Raw genomic sequence first — 19,357 nt, forward strand, 5'->3', positions numbered from 1 at the left:
ACTGCTTTACTTTCATGGATTACCTAAACCTTTTAGGCGGATACCTTCGCCCCTATCTAACTGAGATTTCTACTGCATTAATAGCCTGCATTTTGGTTATGGCTGGCGGTGAAATTAACGCTTTACTGAGGAAATTATTAAGAAACACCAACTTTGCCCTCAGAACTGTCGCATTTGTCTTGATTAACGCGTTTGGTTACGGCTTAATCATTGTCAAAGCAACACCTTACCTATCTCGGACATTACGCGGGCTTGAGGCTGGCATCATGTTTTCCATCGTATTGTTTTGCTTTATGTTAATTGGCTTATGGGCACAGCGGAACCGACAAATTTAGTGCGTAGATTATTTCATCACGAAACCCCAAAAAAAACTTGGCGAAGATTGGTGCTAAGAGTATTCGCATGGCTACCGCTTGTGTTAGTCCTCCTTACTGTTTCTTTATATGCTATCGATCGATGGGTTTCTTACCAAGCCAGAGACCAGCTCTTTACCGACACCGAACAAATCGAATCTTTCGATGTTGCTGTCGTTCTGGGTACCAGTAAATATCTCGGAAAAATTCTCAATGAGTACTACACCAATCGCATCGACGCGGCGATTGAACTTTATCAGCAAGGCAAGGTAGATAACTTCCTTCTGAGTGGAGATAACGCACATCGCTCTTACAATGAGCCTTGGACAATGAAACGTGACCTCCTCAAAGCAGAAGTGCCTGAAGAGAACATTTTTTTAGATTATGCCGGGTTTCGTACCCTAGATTCGGTCGTCAGAGCCAAAGAAATTTTTGATACCAATGATTTTCTGATTATTTCGCAGCAATTCCATTGCGAACGTGCGATATTTATCGCTAATTCTCATAACATTGATGCCAAGTGCTTTGCGGTCGCGGGACCATCCAAACACTCTGGTTTTCAAGTACGGATGAGAGAAGTATTTGCACGCGCCAAGGCTGTGCTTGATATTTACATCACTAATGCAAAACCAAAGTTCCTTGGGCCTAAAGAACCAATTTTAATTGAACAACTTCCACAGCAAGACACTGAGCAGAGTTTTGTCGAAAAACCTGTCGCTGTTAGTCAGACTGAACACTAGTCACCTCCTGATTTCTTCACTGGCACAGAATTGCCCGAGACGCAGTAAAAACTGCTACAATGACGGCCTAAAAACAAAGAGGGTTAACCCTCATTAGAATAAGAGCACTGTCATGTCTTTATTAGCTAAAGGTACGCTAAGCAAAATGCGCGCCTCTCTCGAAAATACGGTTCATTATCGACTTCCGGTTGGTGATGAATTAGTTGACCTCTCCCCTTTCATTGGTAAGAGCATTACGCTCACTCATACTGGTAATATCTTCTGTAGTTCTTGTGGCAAAAAAACCAAGAAGAGCTATTCGCAGGGGCACTGCTTTGTTTGTATGAAAAAGCTCGCCAGTTGCGATATGTGCATCATGAAGCCTGAAACGTGTCACTACGATCAGGGGACTTGTCGCGAACCACAATGGGGAGAGGAAAACTGTATGGTTGACCATTTCGTCTATTTATCAAACACCTCAAGTTTGAAAGTAGGCATCACTCGCCACACTCAAATCCCGACCCGCTGGATCGATCAAGGTGCGACTCAAGGCTTGCCGATTTTCAAAGTGAAGACTCGTCATATTTCAGGCCTTATCGAGGTTGAGCTGGCAAAACACATTGCGGATAAGACTAACTGGCGCACCCTGTTAAAAGGTGATGGAGAGCCAATGGCTCTAGAAGAAAGATTTGCTGAACTCTTGCCTTTAGTTGAAGAAAAAATCGCTGAAATCAAACAGCAGTTTGGCGAGGATGCAATTGAGATCCTTAGTGAGAATATCACTGCAATCCGCTACCCAGTGGAGCAGCACCCTACAAAAATCACTTCTCATAACTTCGACAAAAATCCAGAAGTGACGGGTATTCTGCAAGGAATTAAAGGTCAGTACCTGATCTTTGATACCGGCGTTATCAATATTCGTAAGTTCACTTCTTATGAAGTGGAAGTCAGCGCTTAACGGTGAACTAAAAAGACCTCCACTTAGGAGGTCTTTGTCTAAATAGGTTATCGTTCAAGAATAATCTTTAGCTCATCGAACAGAATATCCACTTCTTCTAGTGTGTTGTAATGCATAAAGCCAATTCGTACCACACCACCACTTGCTTCTAAATCAAGCTGGCGAACCAACCCAAGCGCATAGAAATGTCCATTCCAAACACAGATATTTCTTTCTCCGAGCTTCTTAGCAATAAACTCAGGAGAATGGTGATCAAAAGTTAAGGCGAAGGTCGGCGTTCTTAGCTCGCTGTTAGCTTCCAACTTACCAAACAGATTCACTCCTTCGAGTTCAGATAATCGGCTAAGAAAGCGTTCGCTAATCGCTGATTCATGTTGGTTAAACTGCTTAAATGAATCAACTAATCTTTCCCTTAGTGACGCGTTACTTTTACCCCACTGCGACAGATATTTCACTGCGGCAATTACGCCAGCTAAACCTTCAAAGCTTTGTGTACCCGTTTCGAAACGCCCCGGACCTTCATTTGTCGCAGGTTCAACTTTGTAAGGCTTCAAAGTTTGTAGCCATTTCGGCGCGATGTAGGCGATCCCTACATGTGGCCCAAAGAATTTATACGCAGAGCATGCTAAGAAATCACAGCCAAGCTCTTGCACGTCGACTAAATGATGCGGTGCATAGTGAACAGCGTCTACGTAAACCTTAGCCCCCACTTTGTGCGCGGCTTCGACAACGCGTTTAACGTCAACAATTGAGCCTGTTGTGTTCGATGCATAGGTCAAAGCAACAAGCACTGTCTTATCATTGATCAGCGAAAGTAAGTGTTCGATATCAAGACCGCAGTCACTTTCATCAACACGCGCTTGATGAACAACCGCACCTTTGTCTTCTGCGGCTTGTTGCCAGCTTGAGACATTCGAGTAATGGTCGAGAGCAGTAACAATCACTTCATCGCCGGCTTGCCAATCTCGGCTGATTGCACGGCTTAACTGAAAGGTTAACGACGTCATATTGGCGCCAAACACTATGTTGCTGCTTGATTCTGCATTAACCAAGGCTTGGGCATACTCACGTGCTTGCTTCATTAAATCAGTCGTTTGCTGACTCGAAAAGTAATGACCACCCAAGTTAGAGTTAAAGAACCCCAAATAAGCCTGCATCGCTTCAAGTACAGACTTTGGTACTTGAGAGCCGCCCGGGCCATCTAAAAAGATAACAGGCAAGTCATTATGTGTTTGACCAAGAGCACTGAACTGCGCTCTTGCTAAATTAGGAGTGAAGCTCATTCACGCTGTCCTTTGCGGTTAACACAAATACATCCATATGCCCCGCTTCACCCTCAATAACCGAGCGAATTGGTGTAGCATTATGCCAAAGTTTGTCGTCAGCTAGCATGGCGACTTCACCACTATGCAATGCTTTGCGAAAGAAAGGGGCTTCATTGAAACTGCTGTAAACCATAATATCGCCGCCTTCAATATTGTGACGACCCATACCTACTACTGCGAGATGTTCAAATCCATCTTGGTGAACACCTTCTGGCGCAACCTGAGTCTCGTTGTAAACAGCCGAGATACGAATTTGGTGAATCTCGATCTCATGACCATCAGTGAGATGATTAGAATGCGCAAATAGCTGACACATTTCTCGCATACCGTCACTATTCATTATCGGCTTTTCGATCGGTTCAAACTGGCGAACCACGTTACCCTGAAAGCGATTAATATCGTCACTTTGAACGAATTCACTCTTATTCAAATCGACCACGTTGCCATCTTGAAATGTCACTACGGAGTAGCGCCTTAAACGATACTGGCCGTCAGCATGCTCGGTATGAGGCAGTTGAGTAAACGAGGGGGCCAGTTGTGAAATCGCTGCATCACTTAACTTGGTAAGCTGTAGGGTAGTTTCGCGCTGATGTAACATCATCATCTCCTTAATGAATGTACATACTTACAATATGATTAACATCTTATTCACATTCATTATTTGCGCACTTGTATTGCCAGATCAACAATTTTTAGCATTTCAATCCATCATTTTGTATATTTTGGAGCATACACCCAGACAGTCGGCAAATTACAGTGATTAAACCTAGAATTAAAAAGCCATGAGTCCAAAAACTAGATGAGTTCACTAGAGCCAATTAATTTTCTCATCAACATCAATGAGTTATAAATATGAATACCAAATTAGCAGATAACGTTTGCGTTCTAATCTATAACCAATTATTACATTCTCTTCCCTTGCTAACCCTTTTAATGGCCCCATATATTCCATACAATCGAATCAAATAAATGAATAAGCGTCACCGCTAATGGAGCACAAATGAGCGACGTAAAACACAGCCATCTTTTAATCCTTGGTTCCGGTCCTGCTGGCTACACTGCCGCAGTTTATGCTGCCCGCGCAAACTTAAACCCTGTTCTGGTGACAGGTATGCAACAAGGTGGTCAGTTAACGACAACAACTGAAGTTGAAAACTGGCCTGGCGATCCTGAAGGCTTGACTGGTCCTGGTCTAATGGATCGAATGAAAGAGCATGCTGAACGCTTTGAAACTGAAATTCTTTTTGATCACATCAATGAGGTTGATTTCAGCCAGCGCCCTTTCCGTCTCAAAGGTGATAGCGGTGAATACACATGTGATGCGCTTATTATTTCAACAGGTGCCTCAGCTAAGTATTTAGGTCTAGAATCTGAAGAAGCATTCAAGGGCCGTGGTGTTTCGGCTTGTGCAACTTGTGATGGTTTCTTCTACCGTAACCAAAAAGTTGCTGTTGTTGGTGGTGGTAATACCGCCGTTGAAGAAGCACTTTACCTTTCGAACATTGCTTCTGAAGTTCACTTAGTCCACCGCCGTGATAGCTTCCGCGCTGAAAAAATTCTAGTTAAACGCCTAATGGATAAAGTAGAGAATGGCAACATCATTCTTCATACTGACCGTACTTTGGAAGAAGTCGTTGGTGACGACATGGGTGTGACGGGCGTGCGAATCAAAGATACTCAGTCAGACAATATCGAACAAATTGATGTGATGGGCGCATTTATTGCGATTGGTCACCAACCAAACACCTCAATCTTTGAAGGTCAGCTAGAGATGAAAGACGGTTACATCATCGTTCAATCCGGCCTAGAAGGTAATGCAACACAAACTAGCGTACCTGGTGTTTTTGCCGCTGGTGATGTCATGGACCATAACTACCGTCAGGCGATTACTTCGGCCGGTAGTGGTTGTATGGCGGCACTGGATGCTGAGCGTTACCTAGATGCACTTGCTGATAACAAATAGCCTGTATCAATACCACTACCGAGCTAAGTTTAAATAATATTTTTCATTTTTGGCTCAAAACCTTAAAGCCCTGCGGTATTCCAGCGGGGCTTTCTTTTGTATAATGCGCAACTCCAAAACTTTATAATAATTCTCATTAAGCCTTCACGATGGATAAAAAGAAACAAAGCAGCTTGAATCAATGGCTCAAGCAGCAAAGTAAGCTCGCCAAGCGGTGGCTTATGACTGCTGTTGGTCTCGGTGTACTTTCAAGCATATTCCTTTTAGCTCAGGCCGCTCTGCTTGCAACAATCTTGCACCAACTAATTATCGAACAAGTTGACAAATATGAGTTGGTCCCTTATTTCCTTGGCTTAGTTGCCGTGGTCGGAGTACGCTCCCTGTGCTCTTGGGGACGCGAAATCGCTGGTTATCGATGTGGTGAACAGATCCGTGTTTACATTCGCCAATTGATCTTGGATAAACTACAAGAACTGGGCCCAGCTTACATTAAGGGTAAACCTGCGGGGGCTTGGGCAACTCTTTTGCTTGAACAAGTCGAAGATATGCATGATTTTTTTGCTCGCTACCTACCTCAAATGTCGCTTTCTGTGCTAGTTCCGTTTGTCATTTTAATTGTTGTCTTCCCTGTTAATTGGGCGGCAGGTTTAATCTTCTTGATTACAGCTCCTTTGGTTCCACTGTTTATGGCATTGGTGGGAATGAAAGCCGCTGACGCGAACCGCAAGAACTTCAAAGCTCTACAGCGTTTATCCGGTCACTTTTATGACCGACTTCAAGCCATGACAACTATACGCTTATTCGACAGAACTGCGGCTGAAACCGAAGTGATGCGCGGTGCATCTGAAGTATTTAGAGTTCGCACTATGGACGTACTAAAAATCGCGTTTTTGTCGTCTGCAGTACTTGAGTTCTTTACTTCTATCTCAATTGCCTTAACTGCGGTTTACTTCGGCTTTGCCTTCATAGGTGAACTGAACTTTGGCGACTATGGTGCAGGAGTTACATTATTTGCTGGATTATTTATCCTTGTTCTTGCACCCGAATTTTACCAACCTTTGCGCGATCTCGGCACCTTTTACCACGCGAAACAGCAAGCTGTTGGCGCAGCAGAAAGCATAGTTGAGTTCCTAGAAACAGATGTAGAGACAGTTCGCTCTGGGTCAGCGCAGCTTAGCGAGAAGGACTCTGTCGCCATCACCGCAAAAGATCTCGAAGTTTACTCCCCTGAAGGGCATAAGCTTCTTGGCCCTGTAAGCTTCACATTGTCATCTGCGCAGACAACAGCACTTGTTGGCCCAAGCGGCGCGGGTAAAACGACTTTGGTCAATGCTATATTGGGGTTCTTGCCTTACAAGGGCTCCCTGACGATTAATAGTATTGAACGTACAGACCTCGACCTAAACAACTGGCGAAGAAAAATAAGTTGGGTAGGCCAAAACCCGTTGCTATTGCATGGTTCCATACGTGACAACATCACGCTTGGTAAAACGAACGTGAGTAACGAAGTAATCAAGCAAGCACTCGAAGAATCTTACTCTGCAGAATTTGTTAACCAACACGGGCTTGATTATGCCGTCTCGGATCGCTCAGGTGGTTTGTCGGTTGGACAGGCTCAACGCTTAGCATTGGCACGTGCAATGGTGCAAAATGGTGATTTTTGGTTGCTTGACGAACCAACAGCGAGTTTAGATGCGCGTAGTGAGCGACTGGTCATGCAAGGCTTGAACAATCAAATCAAAGGCAAGACCACTTTGATGGTCACCCACCAGCTTACACCACTAAAAAATGTCGGACAAATCCTAGTCATGAAAGATGGTAAGGTTGTTCAATCTGGACAGTTCAGCGAACTTGCACAAGCTGATGGCTTGTTCCGCGATATGCTGTCGTCAAACCAAGCGCTTAACCAGGCAAATAAGGGGAACTTAGATGCGTGATTTACTTCCCTACTTAAAGTTATATAAAAAGCATTGGTTTGGTCTTTCACTTGGAATGCTATTAGCCTTTCTAACCTTAGCGGCATCAATTGGCTTGCTTACTCTCTCTGGCTGGTTCCTATCAGCAGCCGCGGTTGCTGGCCTAACCATAGCAAGAGAAACATTCAACTACATGTTGCCGGGGGCATTTGTCCGTGGTTTTGCAATGGGCAGAACTGCTGGTCGTTGGGGTGAACGGGTTGTGAGTCACAACGCAACGTTTAAGCTCCTAACCGACTTACGTGTCTTTTTCTTTTCTAAGCTCGCACCACTGATCCCAGGCCGCGTATCTAATCTTCGCGATGCTGATCTATTAAACCGTCTTGTAGCCGATATTGATGCTATGGACCATGTCTACTTAAGACTGGTTAGCCCAATGATTGTCGGCACTTTGGGGATCTTGGGCCTAACAGCCCTCGTAAGCTGGTTTGACTCACAACTAGGCTTATCCCTTGGGGCAATTTTGTTTACTATTTTGCTTACTTGGCCCGTGCTGTTTTACAAACTGGGTAAACGCAACGGCGGTGAATTAACGCAAAACAAAGCGGATTTACGTATCGCTACCCTAGATTGGATACAGGGATACAGTGAGCTCACGTTGTTTGGTGCAGAAGAACGCTACCGCAATGCGATCCTAGATACACAACAAAAACTGCTCAAGAATCAGTTTTTTAATGCTCACTTTTCTGGGCTAGCGCAAGCCTTACTGTTGCTGGCTAATGGCTGGACGATTGTGCTAATGCTTTGGTTGGCGGCTGACGGTGTCGGTGGCAATACTCCAGATCCGATGATCGCTCTGGTCGCGTTTGCCACAATGGCGAGTGTTGAACTTTTGATGCCAATTGCTGGCGCGTTCCAACATCTAGGCCAGACACTAACTTCAGCTCGCAGGCTTAATGATATTACTCAATCAGAGCCAGACGTTTATTTCCCTGAGAAAGATACTGAGCATGATCAGCAATTCTCAATCGAGTATAAAGGGGTCTCTTTCCACTACCCTGATGCAAACAACGATGCCATTAAACACATCGAGTTAGCGATTCCAGCGCAGCACAGAATTGCGATTGTCGGTCAAACTGGCTCTGGCAAATCGACCCTTCTACAATTGCTCAACCGCTATTGGGATGTTCAACAAGGCTGCATCGAAATCGCGGGTAAGCCAATTCAACATTGGAGTGAGAGTCAGCTCCGCCAAACCATTAGCGTCGTGAGCCAACGTGTCGATATTCTTAACGGCTCACTGCGTGACAACCTAGCCATGGCTAAACCGCTTGCGGAGGACGATGAACTGGCTCAGGTTCTGTCTAAAGTCGGGTTGGCTAAGCTTCTCGACGAAACAGGTTTAGACACATGGCTCGGTGACGGTGGTCGACAGCTTTCCGGCGGTGAAAAACGTCGCATTGGTATCGCGCGTGCCCTGCTACACAATGCCCCAATTCTGCTACTTGATGAGCCTACCGAAGGTTTGGACAAGCAGACAGAGCAACAAATAATGCAACTATTTGAGCGGCATTTTGTTAGCAAAACCGTGGTGTTTGTTACCCACCGTTTGGTTGATTTAGACAAGATGGATTCGATTTGTTTAATCGAGCAAGGGGAAATTGTTGAGCATGGCAGCCATCAAGAATTGATGGAACGACAAGGTCGCTACTTCGCACTGAGTCAGACACTGTAAAAATAGCTAAAATGCCCCAGCCTGCGCCGGGGCATTTTGTATAGTTATATAAATATGCTTTAAGAGAGTTTCCATGGCTGAAGATCGAGATGGTCCTATCCCTAACCCGTGCATCCGTCACTGCTGTTTAGATCAGGATGATATTTGCTTAGGTTGCTATCGATCATTGGACGAAATACTACGATGGTCACAATCAACCAATGAGCAAAGGCACGAGATATTGAGAGCCTGTACTCAACGTAAAGTCGAGCGAAAAAGTCGTTGGACTTAGGCCAGATAGCTAGCTTTGAAGCTTTAGTGATGGATTTGTTGGCCAGTATACTCTCTTAGAGACTCTAGCCGCATTGGTTTAGCAAAATAGAATCCTTGGTAAATATCGCAACCTAATTGTCTTAGCGCTGCGACTTCTTTTGAGGTCTCAACCCCTTCTGCAACAGTACCTAATCCAAGCTGCTGTGACATATGTAAAACACTCGCAAGCATAGAGTAAGATTTGTCATTTGAGAGCATATCAGAGACAAAACTCTTATCTATCTTAACTTCGCAGATTGGTAAGTGCTTTAGTAAGCTCAGCGATGAATATCCAGTGCCAAAATCGTCAAGTGAAACTCGAATCGAATGTCTTTTCAACTCCCCAAGCACAGCAGTTATTTTGTGTAAGTCTTCAACAAATACACTCTCTGTTACTTCGAGGATTAAGCTCCTTTGTTCAAACTTGTATTTATGAACCAATTTGAGTACTTTGCTTACGAAACCCTCATTATTCAACTGCTTGACAGAGACATTGATCGCTACATCAAACTGACTATTGGTGTCCTTAAACAGTTGACTCATGTCAGACAACGCACGCTCCAATACAAAATCCCCTAGTCGCGGCATAAAACCGCAGTTTTCAGCGACAGCGATAAATTTGTCTGGTGGTATAAGGCCTAACTCAGGGTGTTCCCATCTTAGCAAAGCCTCGACACCTCTAAGCTCTTTCAGGGCATTCACCTGTGGTTGATAGACCACGAACAATTCGCTACGGTCAATCGCACCTTTTAAAGCAAGTTCAATCCTGCTTCTTTCAATGTACTCATGCAAGAAACGCTCTTGATAGAAAATTACGCTACTACGAGCTTTTTTTGCCACTGCCATCGCTAATTCAGCATTTCGTTTTACTTCATCCCCGCTGAACTCACCACCTAAGTTAACAGCAATGCTGACGCTGCAAGTCAGCTCAATCTCTAACTCACGAAAGGCAAACGGCTGTTCAAACGTGTCACAAAGTCGGTCCCCTAGCCTAGTAAGGTAGGTTTCATCTGTTGAGTTTGTCAGTACAACGAATTCATCACCACCAAAACGATAGAGTTTGTGCTCGCTATCAATGCATTCTTTGAGCCTGTATACCACTGACTTCAGCACTGTGTCTCCCGCTTGGTTACCAAAATTGTCGTTGATCACTTTGAAACCGTCGATGTTTAAACTAAGCACGCTATAACTAGCCGTCGGTAGGAAAGATGAGAGAGCTTTGTCGAAGCTAAATAGATTCTCTATTCCAGTAAGATAGTCGTGGTGAGCCTGATAACTGAGCTCTTCTTGTTTTCTTCGCTCGTTAGTCGCAATGCTCCTAAACAAGAAAAACATCACAACAATTCCAATCAAATATAGTAATACGATGACGGGTAATTGAGAAAGAAAGCTACTAATGACAACCCTTTTCTTCACTTCTGTTGCCACCCAAAGCCCATATCTGTCAATGTATGTAGCCGCCGAGATAGAGCGCCGCTCAGGGTGGTCGACTTCGTGGACAACAACGTGACCAGAGGACTTAATTTCCTTTATGCTTAACCCCGTCAAGCGTTGAAGTTTAGCAACACTTAAGTCAACATCTCGTTGCCGTATTTGGTACTTGTAAACAGACCTATCATAAATTTTTTCTCGTGGTGCAATTTGGAAAAATCTATCCTGCTCACGATAAAGAAAGATATCATAGTCTCGCCCTTGTGCTGTTTTGCTGTAAGTTCGGAAATAGTGGAAACCATCTTTTAAAGAGACTGCGATCTCTAACACGTACATTGGCGATCCGTTCTCCCCCATCAAAAGCTTACGAAACGGGACAATGAGCCTATCCAATTTTGCGTGATAATAGGTTCGCCCAATAACAGTGTTTTTGCTAACGAGAGCCTGTTGGAAAGTCTCGCGCGTTTCAGGTTGACTAAGCAGGTTTTTGTGTGCCCCCACGACTTGAGGCGCTGTTACGATAGCGTCACCATCGACCGAGTATAAAGTAACCGATATGATGGCATTATCTAGGTCAACGGTTTCTGAGAGTAATTCGTAGGTGTCTTCATTTTCTGCATAGACGTCAAAACTGGTCAGGTAGGTACCGACAATATCGAGTATAGTTTTGAATTGAGTCAAAGAGGAGTCAAACGCCCTTGCAGTCAAGCTAGTTAGGTTTTGTTGTCTCTCAGCATAGTCCCGATAATTATCATGGTACAGATGATAAACAGCCCCAAAGGTAGCTACTGTCCACAAAAACAGAATCAGGTAGAAGGCTAACCAAATATTCTTCTTAATAAATGCCATTTAGTCTAAATCCGTTGAACCTAATACTTTGTCTTCGCTACCTCAAGAATAGTGTAAAACTCGTTAGGCTTCTTGTGTAACTATAAGTGGTGTGCCTAAACCTGCCCCTTCAAGTCATGATTGAAAACATCGAGAAAGTTATCAATTTCGTGGAGCAAATAAAAAAGAGCAGCACTCATAGAGTACTGCTCTTTTTAATGTCCAATAGCTTCTAGCGCTGTGTCTTGCGTGCGTTTGGCTTGCCTGCACCTTTTTTAGGTTTACGGCGTGACGGATTGTTACTACGGCCACCGCCGCTGTTTACTCGCTCTTCGTGACGTTTAACTGCACGGCGAATCTTTTGGCTGCGTGAGCGTTCGCGCTTACGAGATGAGTTTGCTTTGTTTTCATCAAGCAATGTCTCTTTCTCTGGGCGAAGCTCAACTAGCTCACGTAGATAGTTAACCTCTTTAAGGTCGAGTTCCATCCATCCACCACGAGGCAGCTTCTTGTCTAGGTATATATCACCGTAACGTACACGTTTTAGGCGGCTCACTGTGGTATCTTGCGATTCCCACAAGCGGCGAACCTCACGGTTACGGCCTTCGTTAATCGCTACATAGAAAGTGTGATTCATACCATCACCACCCGCGTAGACAACATCTTCGAAACGCGCCATACCATCTTCAAGTTCAACACCACGAACTAGGTTCTTAACCTTCTGTTCGTTCACTTCACCAAATACGCGTACTAGGTATTCACGTTCTACTTGGCGGCTTGGGTGCATTAAGCGGTTAGCCAGTTCACCGTCAGTTGTAAATAGCAGTAAGCCCGAAGTGTTCGCATCAAGACGGCCAACTGAAATCCAACGAGAGCCGCGGATTTTTGGCAGACGATCAAAAACAGTACGACGACCTTCTGGATCATGACGAGTACACAGTTCACCTTCTGGCTTGTAGTACGCCAATACGCGACAAATCACTTCTTCCTGCGCTTTAGCAGAAACAGTGTGACCGTCGATACGCACAACTGCATTTTCATCTTCTAGTCGTTCGCCAAGTTTAGCGACGATACCGTTCACGCTCACGCGACCCGCTTTAATCAAAGCTTCTAGTTCGCGTCGAGAGCCATGACCAGCTCGAGCCAATACTTTCTGTAGTTTTTCGTTCATTTATCTACCTATGTGTCGTCTTCTCAGACGTCGAATAAACAAGTGCGACCCAAAATCGCGGTCGCACATTATCGCAAAAAGTGTGGTGAAAATCACGTACTTTTGACTATTCGAATGGAGCAGGATCACCTGAACCAACACGGGCAATGATTGGTTCATCATTACTAAAATCAACCACTGTTGTTGGTTGCTCGCCTAGATAACCACCATTAAGAATACAATCAACTGCATGCTCTAGTTTGTCGCGGATCTCCTCTGGGTCTGCTTCCGTCATATCGTTACCCGGTAAGATAAGCGACGTTGACATCAACGGCTCGCCAAGCGCTTCAAGTAAGTCGAGGGCAATTTGGTTATCTGGCACGCGGATACCAATCGTCTTACGCTTGGCATTCATTAAGCGGCGCGGAACTTCCTTAGTCCCTTTAAAAATAAAGGTGTACGGCCCAGGCGTATTGTTCTTCAGCAGACGAAATGCCGTATTATCCACACGAGCATAAAGAGATAGCTCAGATAAATCGCGGCACAACAAAGTAAAGTTGTGCTTATCATCTAAACGACGAATCTGACAGATACGCTCCAGTGCCTGTTTATTTTCAAGCTGACAACCCAATGCGTAGCCCGAATCCGTAGGGTAAATCACTACCCCACCATTACGAATGATTGCTACAGCTTGATTGATCAAGCGAGCCTGAGGGTTTTCTGGGTGTACGTAAAAAAACTGGCTCATTGTAATTCCTCATTATCGAGTCTCACGACTCTATAGTTAATTGGTATTGATTGGTTCTGACTTTGAAGGCTCAATACCCCAATCTTTCCATACAGGTTCAACGCCCGATGGAAGCCATAAATTTCGTCCTAACTCCATCCAAGGTGATGGATAATGAAAGTCGCTGCCTTGAGAAGCTAATAGATTGTATTGTATAGCATAATCCGCCAAGTTGCGCCTTTCTTGTTGCCCTTGTTGAGGTTGAGCAACTTCCATTGCATCTCCTCCCGCTTCAACAAACGCACTGATTAGCCGTTTTGTCCATTTGGCGGTTAGGTCATAGCGCCCTGGGTGAGCAAGCACGGCCTGTCCACCAGCGGCATGTATTGATTCAATCGCTTCTTTCATTGTGCACCAGTTTGGCGGCACATAACCCGGATTATTGCGCGTTAGGTATTTCTTAAACACTTGCTGCATCGTTTTCGCATAGCCGTTATCGACCAGCCATTTGGCGAAATGCGCTCTCGTGATTGGCGCGTCACCAGCAATTGCTTTAACATCTTCAAGCACACCTTCTTGCGTTGCTTTTTCAAGGCGATGAGCAATCATTTCAGCGCGTGCGACTCGATGGTTTTTCTGTTTTATGATCAGTTCATTGAGTGCTTCAGTCTCTGGGTCGATATTCAAACCTACAATGTGAATATCTTTATTCTGCCAAACGGTAGAAATTTCAATTCCGTTGATGATCTTCAAAGGCAGATTATTGTCTTGGACATATTGATGCGCGGTCGCTAGTGCATCGACGGTATCGTGATCGGTGATTGCTAACACATCAAGCTGAAAGCCAAGGGCTCTATCTATTAATTCATGTGGAGGCAGTCTTCCATCTGAGGCGGTCGTATGACTGTGTAAATCAATTCTCATAATTTTGTTTTTTTAGTTGACTTTTTACCTCTGCACTAGTTAACTAGTACACAAATACAAAGTACCTGACTTAAGGCTCACTATGTTACAAGACATTAACCAAAACCATAAAGCAAAAGTTGTTACTGGCACTATGAATAATAGTTCAGCTGATCTTGCTTGGTGGCGCACTTGGACAAGTTCTTGGTGGGCTAACGTGTACTTCTAATTCATAGAATTCAAGTTTAGGAAGCCCGCTACTAAAGCGGGCTTTTTTGTTTTGTAATCTGTCTCACATCTAAATGCTTAAACAATCGTCAAATTTAACCAAAACCTGATTGGGTGACCGTTTGCTTTATGCGACTATGTACGGCAGGAAGTAAAAATTTTAGAGAAAAGGAGGTCTTGTGAACAAGGCCATTGAAATCAAGAAGCTAGGTAAGATTGAGTTAATTCGAAGTACGGCCCCGTATGCCCAAGATCCTACGCAGCTGTTCCACACGCTATGTGAAAACAAAACTGACAGCCTGCTATTGGAATCTGCTGAAATCGACTCAAAGCAGGACCTACAAAGCCTTCTTATTGTTGACTCAGCGGTGCGCATTGTCTGTTTCGGACATACGGTGACAATGACCGCGTTAACCGACAATGGTAAAAACCTGCTTTCTCACCTTACGCACAACATCAATCCAAGTATTGAACACACATTTAACGGCAGCGAACTGGTACTGGAATACAGTGAACCGTGTAACACCTTAGATGAAGACTCTCGCCTACGTGAAGCCTCTTCCTTTGATGCACTGCGTTTGATTCAGCACAGCTTCGATATTGAAGAGCTGCACAAGCACGCGATCTTTATCGGTGGCTTGTTTGCCTATGATTTAGTGGCTAATTTTGAACCTTTGGGTGATGCAGCTCAATCAAACCAATGTCCTGACTATGTTTTTTATGTTGCGGAGACCTTACTGGTTATCGACCATCAAAAGCAGTCTTGTGAGCTTCAAGCTGCCCTTTTCGTAACCGACGCTTGCAAACCTGAACTGACTGCTCGTATCGAAGAGATCAGTGCTGCCTGTGCCGATTTAAAAACGCTACCAAAAGCGGTACCTGTCGCTGATACCCACGCAGAGCCAAGCATTTCTGATACTGACTTCTGTCAGATTGTGCGCGACTTAAAAGAGTTTGTGGTTAAAGGTGATGTTTTCCAAGTGGTGCCATCACGTCGCTTTACCTTACCTTGCCCTTCTCCACTCGCGGCTTATAAAGAACTAAAACAGAGCAACCCAAGCCCTTACATGTTCTACATGCAAGATGAGCTTTTCACTCTGTTCGGCGCTTCGCCAGAAAGTGCCCTTAAGTACGAAACTCAATCAAACCAAGTTGAAATCTACCCAATCGCTGGCACGCGCCGGCGTGGTAAACGACCTAATGGCGATATCGACTTTGATTTAGATAGCCGTATTGAGCTAGAGCTGCGCACTGATAAAAAAGAGAATGCTGAGCACATGATGCTGGTCGATTTAGCGCGCAATGATGTGGCTCGAATCTCTCAAGCAGGCACTCGCCACGTTGCTGACTTACTCAAAGTCGACCGTTACAGTCATGTGATGCACCTAGTCTCACGTGTCGTAGGTCAACTACGTGATGACTTAGATGCCCTACACGCTTACCAAGCTTGTATGAACATGGGCACGCTAACCGGCGCTCCGAAAATCCGCGCAATGCAATTGATTCGAGATGTCGAGGGAGCCCGCCGCGGCAGCTATGGCGGCGCAGTGGGCTATCTTACTGGAGAAGGAACATTAGATACTTGTATCGTGATTCGCTCTGCTTACGTAGAAAATGGCATCGCGCAAGTTCAAGCCGGCGCTGGGGTTGTTTTCGATTCAGATCCACAAGCTGAGGCTGACGAAACCCGCGGTAAGGCTCAAGCAGTAATCTCTGCTATTCAATCAGCACATAAGGAGTAGCATCGAGATGGCAAATATCGTTTTTATCGACAACTTCGATTCGTTTACCTATAACCTGGTGGATCAATTCCGCTCATTAGGTCACGACGTGACTATCTACCGTAACAACATCGCGGCAGAGGTCATTGAATCGACAGTCGCTAACTTAGATAACCCAGTGGTGCTGTTATCTCCAGGTCCGGGGGCTCCGTCAGAAGCGGGCTCAATGCCAGAGATTATCCAGCGTCTTAAAGGCAAAGTACCTATGATTGGTATTTGTTTAGGTCACCAAGCAATCGTCGAAGCCTATGGCGGCACCGTTGCTGGTGCGGGTGAAATCATTCACGGTAAAGTATCGATGATGGAACACCAAAACCACGACACCTATGCTGGGCTACCTTCTCCTCTTGCCATTGCTCGTTACCATTCATTAGTCGCAACCGAAGTACCATCGTCTTTAACCATCACGGCTGAAGTTGATGATTTGGTGATGTCTGTAGTACAAGAGCAAGATAAGGTGTGTGGTTTCCAATTCCACCCAGAATCAATTATGACTACCTACGGTGCAACGCTGCTAGCTAATGCCATTGAGTGGGCTCTAAAGAAGAACGACAAATAAGGAACAAGGTCATGGAACAGATTATCAACAAACTTTACGAGCAAGAGTCACTGAGCGAGCAAGAAAGCCAACAGCTTTTTGACGTTATTATCCGCGGTGAGTTAGACCAAATTCTAATGGCGTCAGCCCTAACTGCGCTAAAAATTAAAGGCGAGACCCCAGACGAGATTGCTGGCGCAGCAAAAGCGTTGTTAGCCAATGCGAACCCATTCCCACGACCAGATTATGACTTTGCTGATATTGTAGGAACAGGCGGAGACGGTCATGACACCATCAATATTTCGACCACATCTGCATTTGTCGCAGCCGCATGTGGTTTAAAAGTTGCGAAACATGGTAACCGAAGCGTTTCAAGTAAGTCTGGTTCTTCAGACCTGCTCGATAAATTTGGTATTAACCTAGCGATGAGTGCTGAAGACACGCGCAATGCGGTCGACGAAATCGGCGTCGCATTCTTGTTTGCGCCGCAATATCACAGTGGTGTACGTCACGCGATGCCTGTTCGTCAAACGATGAAAACGCGTACGATCTTCAATATCCTTGGTCCACTAATTAACCCTGCCCGTCCAAACATCGAGCTTATGGGTGTATACAGTAAAGAGTTGGTTCGCCCTATCGCAGAAACCATGCTTAAGATGGGTATGAAGCGAGCAGCGGTTGTCCACGGTAGTGGCTTAGATGAAGTCGCGATTCACGGTGAAACTACAGTAGCAGAAATCAAAGATGGAGCTATTCATGAATACACAGTTTCGCCAGCGGACTTTGGCCTAAGCCAACACCCACTCGAAGCAATTAAGGGCGGCACACCTGAAGAGAACAAGGCTATCACGACTAATATCTTGACGGGTAAAGGCACAGAAGCTCAAGCGGGTGCGGTAGCCGTCAATGTGGGACTACTCATGCGTCTATTTGGTCACGAAGACCTTAAAGCAAACGCAGCGCAAGCTCTTGAAGCGATGAACTCTGGCAAGGCTTATGAGCTAGTGCAGAAATTAGCTGCTCACGCTTAACACCTCGAACAATAAGGTTATGAAAATGACTCAGGTAAAAGAAAAATTATCCGAACACGTTTCTGTTAAAGAAGCCGAGATGGCAGAAGTCTTAGCTAAGATTGTTCGCGACAAGTACCAATGGGTTGCTGAGCGTAAAGAGTCACAGCCACTTGAGACATTCAAAAGTGATCTAACGCCATCAGACCGCAGCTTCTATACAGCGCTAAAACAAAACAACACTGTTTTCATCACCGAATGTAAAAAGGCCTCTCCTTCCAAAGGTTTAATTCGCGATGACTTTGATCTTGATTACATCGCATCAGTTTACAACAACCATGCAAACGCCATTTCGGTGTTAACCGACGAGAAGTACTTTCAAGGCAGCTTCGACTTCTTACCTCAGGTAAGAAAGCAAGCGAAACAGCCAATTCTATGTAAAGACTTTATGGTTGATGCCTATCAGGTTTATTTGGCACGTCACTATAGTGCCGATGCGATTCTGCTAATGCTTTCAGTACTCAATGATGAAGAATATCGTGAGCTGGCTGCGGTGGCTCACTCACTCGATATGGGTGTACTTACTGAAGTCAGTAATGAACAAGAGCTTCACCGCGCTGTAGAGCTAGGGGCGCAGGTAATTGGTATTAACAACCGTAACTTACGTGACCTATCCACAGATCTAAGTCGCACCAAAGAATTGGCGCCGATTATTCGTCAGCTCGCACCTGATGCAACTGTCATCTCTGAGTCTGGAATCTACACCCACCAGCAAGTGAGAGATCTTGCCGAGTTTGCCGACGGTTTCCTCATTGGTAGCTCATTAATGGCAGAAGAGAACCTTGAACTTGCCGTTCGCAAAGTGACATTAGGTGAAAACAAAGTATGTGGTTTGACTCATCCAGATGATGCAGCGAAAGCTTATCAGTCAGGCGCTATTTTTGGTGGTTTGATTTTTGTCGAACAATCTAAACGCTTCGTGTCGTTAGAATCAGCACGACTAACTATGAGTGGTGCACCGCTTAAGTATGTGGGTGTGTTCCAAAACAACCAGCACGAGCAAATCATCGCTACTGTCAACGATCTCGGCCTTTCTGCCGTTCAACTGCATGGCAAAGAAGATCAAGCGTTTGTCGACACATTAAAGGCATCTTTACCTTCTGGTGTTGAAATCTGGAAGGCGTATGGCGTAAGTGAGAGTGTCCCTGAACTTGTCGAGAATAACGTTGACCGTCATTTGCTCGATACTAAAGTCGGCTCTCAAGTCGGTGGTACAGGCTTAGTATTTGATTGGTCATTAATCGCCGACCCTTCGAAAGTGATGTTGGCCGGCGGTATTACACCATTTAACGCGCAGAAGGCCGCGGCTCAAGGCTGCTTAGGATTAGATCTCAACTCGGGGGTTGAACATTCGCCGGGTAAGAAAGATGGCGAAAAGCTAGAACAAGCTTTTGCAGCAATCAGAAATTATTAAGAATTTGTATAGCGCGTTGTATACGCG

General features: G+C 45.0%; 18 protein-coding genes and 1 other annotated feature. Of the genes, 12 read left to right on the plus strand and 6 right to left on the minus strand.

The window, feature by feature from the left end:
* Positions 1–14 precede the first annotated feature (14 nt).
* From APB76_RS21970 to APB76_RS21980, 3 genes are all read left to right on the plus strand, one after another.
* The gene (locus tag APB76_RS21970) at positions 15–335 is read left to right on the plus strand and encodes a DUF3392 domain-containing protein (RefSeq protein WP_049845052.1); all 321 of its coding nucleotides are present in this window, start codon (positions 15–17) and stop codon (positions 333–335) included.
* Entirely contained in the window at positions 335–1,093 is a 759-nt protein-coding gene (locus tag APB76_RS21975; protein ID WP_054962558.1) for a SanA/YdcF family protein, read from the plus strand. Before APB76_RS21970 ends, APB76_RS21975 begins: the two co-directional genes overlap by 1 nt.
* Before the next feature lie 112 nt (positions 1,094–1,205).
* Positions 1,206–2,030, plus strand: coding sequence for a DUF2797 domain-containing protein (locus tag APB76_RS21980; RefSeq protein WP_054962559.1), 825 nt, complete (start codon positions 1,206–1,208; stop codon positions 2,028–2,030).
* Positions 2,031–2,077: 47 nt separating this feature from the next.
* Here APB76_RS21980 and APB76_RS21985 read toward each other — a convergent pair whose 3' ends face one another.
* Both APB76_RS21985 and APB76_RS21990 read right to left on the minus strand, forming a co-directional pair.
* The gene (locus APB76_RS21985; protein ID WP_054962560.1) at positions 2,078–3,313 is read right to left on the minus strand and encodes a cysteine desulfurase-like protein; all 1,236 of its coding nucleotides are present in this window, start codon (positions 3,311–3,313) and stop codon (positions 2,078–2,080) included.
* Positions 3,297–3,953: a 2OG-Fe dioxygenase family protein gene (locus APB76_RS21990; protein WP_157633235.1), complete on the minus strand. Its 657-nt coding sequence runs from the start codon at positions 3,951–3,953 to the stop codon at positions 3,297–3,299. The genes APB76_RS21985 and APB76_RS21990 overlap by 17 nt, the downstream gene beginning before the upstream one ends.
* Positions 3,954–4,355: 402 nt before the next feature.
* Between APB76_RS21990 and trxB the strand changes: the two genes are divergently transcribed.
* From trxB to APB76_RS22800, 4 genes are all read left to right on the plus strand, one after another.
* The gene (trxB, locus tag APB76_RS21995; RefSeq protein WP_054962562.1) at positions 4,356–5,318 is read left to right on the plus strand and encodes a thioredoxin-disulfide reductase; all 963 of its coding nucleotides are present in this window, start codon (positions 4,356–4,358) and stop codon (positions 5,316–5,318) included.
* A 149-nt stretch (positions 5,319–5,467) separates the two neighbouring features.
* Entirely contained in the window at positions 5,468–7,255 is a 1,788-nt protein-coding gene (gene cydD / locus APB76_RS22000) for a heme ABC transporter permease/ATP-binding protein CydD (RefSeq protein ID WP_054962563.1), read from the plus strand.
* A complete protein-coding gene (gene cydC, locus APB76_RS22005) occupies positions 7,248–8,969 on the plus strand; it encodes a heme ABC transporter ATP-binding protein/permease CydC (RefSeq protein WP_054962564.1) in 1,722 nt (573 codons plus the stop codon). The genes cydD and cydC overlap by 8 nt, the downstream gene beginning before the upstream one ends.
* Positions 8,970–9,042: 73 nt before the next feature.
* Entirely contained in the window at positions 9,043–9,240 is a 198-nt protein-coding gene (locus APB76_RS22800; protein WP_074181745.1) for a DUF1289 domain-containing protein, read from the plus strand.
* 23 nt (positions 9,241–9,263) lie between these two features.
* Here the strand turns inward: APB76_RS22800 and APB76_RS22010 are convergent, their stop codons facing one another.
* The 4 genes from APB76_RS22010 to rnm form a co-directional block, all read right to left on the minus strand.
* Positions 9,264–11,540, minus strand: a complete 2,277-nt coding sequence (locus tag APB76_RS22010; RefSeq protein WP_054962565.1) for a putative bifunctional diguanylate cyclase/phosphodiesterase — start codon at positions 11,538–11,540, stop codon at positions 9,264–9,266.
* Positions 11,541–11,751: 211 nt separating this feature from the next.
* Positions 11,752–12,690: a 23S rRNA pseudouridine(2605) synthase RluB gene (rluB, locus tag APB76_RS22015; RefSeq protein ID WP_054962566.1), complete on the minus strand. Its 939-nt coding sequence runs from the start codon at positions 12,688–12,690 to the stop codon at positions 11,752–11,754.
* Positions 12,691–12,796: 106 nt separating this feature from the next.
* Positions 12,797–13,417 carry an L-threonylcarbamoyladenylate synthase gene (locus APB76_RS22020; protein WP_054962567.1) on the minus strand — a complete coding sequence of 207 codons (621 nt, stop codon included), beginning with the start codon at positions 13,415–13,417 and terminating at the stop codon, positions 12,797–12,799.
* 36 nt (positions 13,418–13,453) lie between these two features.
* The gene (gene rnm / locus APB76_RS22025; protein WP_054962568.1) at positions 13,454–14,320 is read right to left on the minus strand and encodes an RNase RNM; all 867 of its coding nucleotides are present in this window, start codon (positions 14,318–14,320) and stop codon (positions 13,454–13,456) included.
* A gap of 82 nt (positions 14,321–14,402) precedes the next feature.
* On the opposite strand from rnm, the gene APB76_RS22030 reads away from it, so the two are divergent.
* The 5 genes from APB76_RS22030 to trpCF all read left to right on the plus strand — a co-directional run bounded on the left by APB76_RS22030 (position 14,403) and on the right by trpCF (position 19,330).
* A complete protein-coding gene (locus APB76_RS22030; protein WP_054962569.1) occupies positions 14,403–14,528 on the plus strand; it encodes a Trp operon leader peptide in 126 nt (41 codons plus the stop codon).
* Positions 14,475–14,578 (plus strand) — a sequence feature (Trp leader region). (Overlaps the previous gene by 54 nt.)
* Before the next feature lie 128 nt (positions 14,579–14,706).
* The gene (locus tag APB76_RS22035; protein WP_054962570.1) at positions 14,707–16,269 is read left to right on the plus strand and encodes an anthranilate synthase component 1; all 1,563 of its coding nucleotides are present in this window, start codon (positions 14,707–14,709) and stop codon (positions 16,267–16,269) included.
* Positions 16,270–16,276: 7 nt separating this feature from the next.
* A complete protein-coding gene (locus tag APB76_RS22040) occupies positions 16,277–16,867 on the plus strand; it encodes an aminodeoxychorismate/anthranilate synthase component II (protein ID WP_049845038.1) in 591 nt (196 codons plus the stop codon).
* An 11-nt stretch (positions 16,868–16,878) separates the two neighbouring features.
* Complete coding sequence (gene trpD, locus APB76_RS22045; RefSeq protein ID WP_049845037.1) at positions 16,879–17,877, plus strand: anthranilate phosphoribosyltransferase; 999 nt, start codon at positions 16,879–16,881, stop codon at positions 17,875–17,877.
* A 25-nt stretch (positions 17,878–17,902) separates the two neighbouring features.
* Complete coding sequence (trpCF, locus tag APB76_RS22050; protein WP_049845036.1) at positions 17,903–19,330, plus strand: bifunctional indole-3-glycerol-phosphate synthase TrpC/phosphoribosylanthranilate isomerase TrpF; 1,428 nt, start codon at positions 17,903–17,905, stop codon at positions 19,328–19,330.
* Positions 19,331–19,357 lie beyond the last annotated feature (27 nt).

The sequence above is a fragment of the Vibrio bivalvicida genome, assembly GCF_001399455.2.
Classification (GTDB): Bacteria; Pseudomonadota; Gammaproteobacteria; order Enterobacterales; family Vibrionaceae; genus Vibrio; species Vibrio bivalvicida.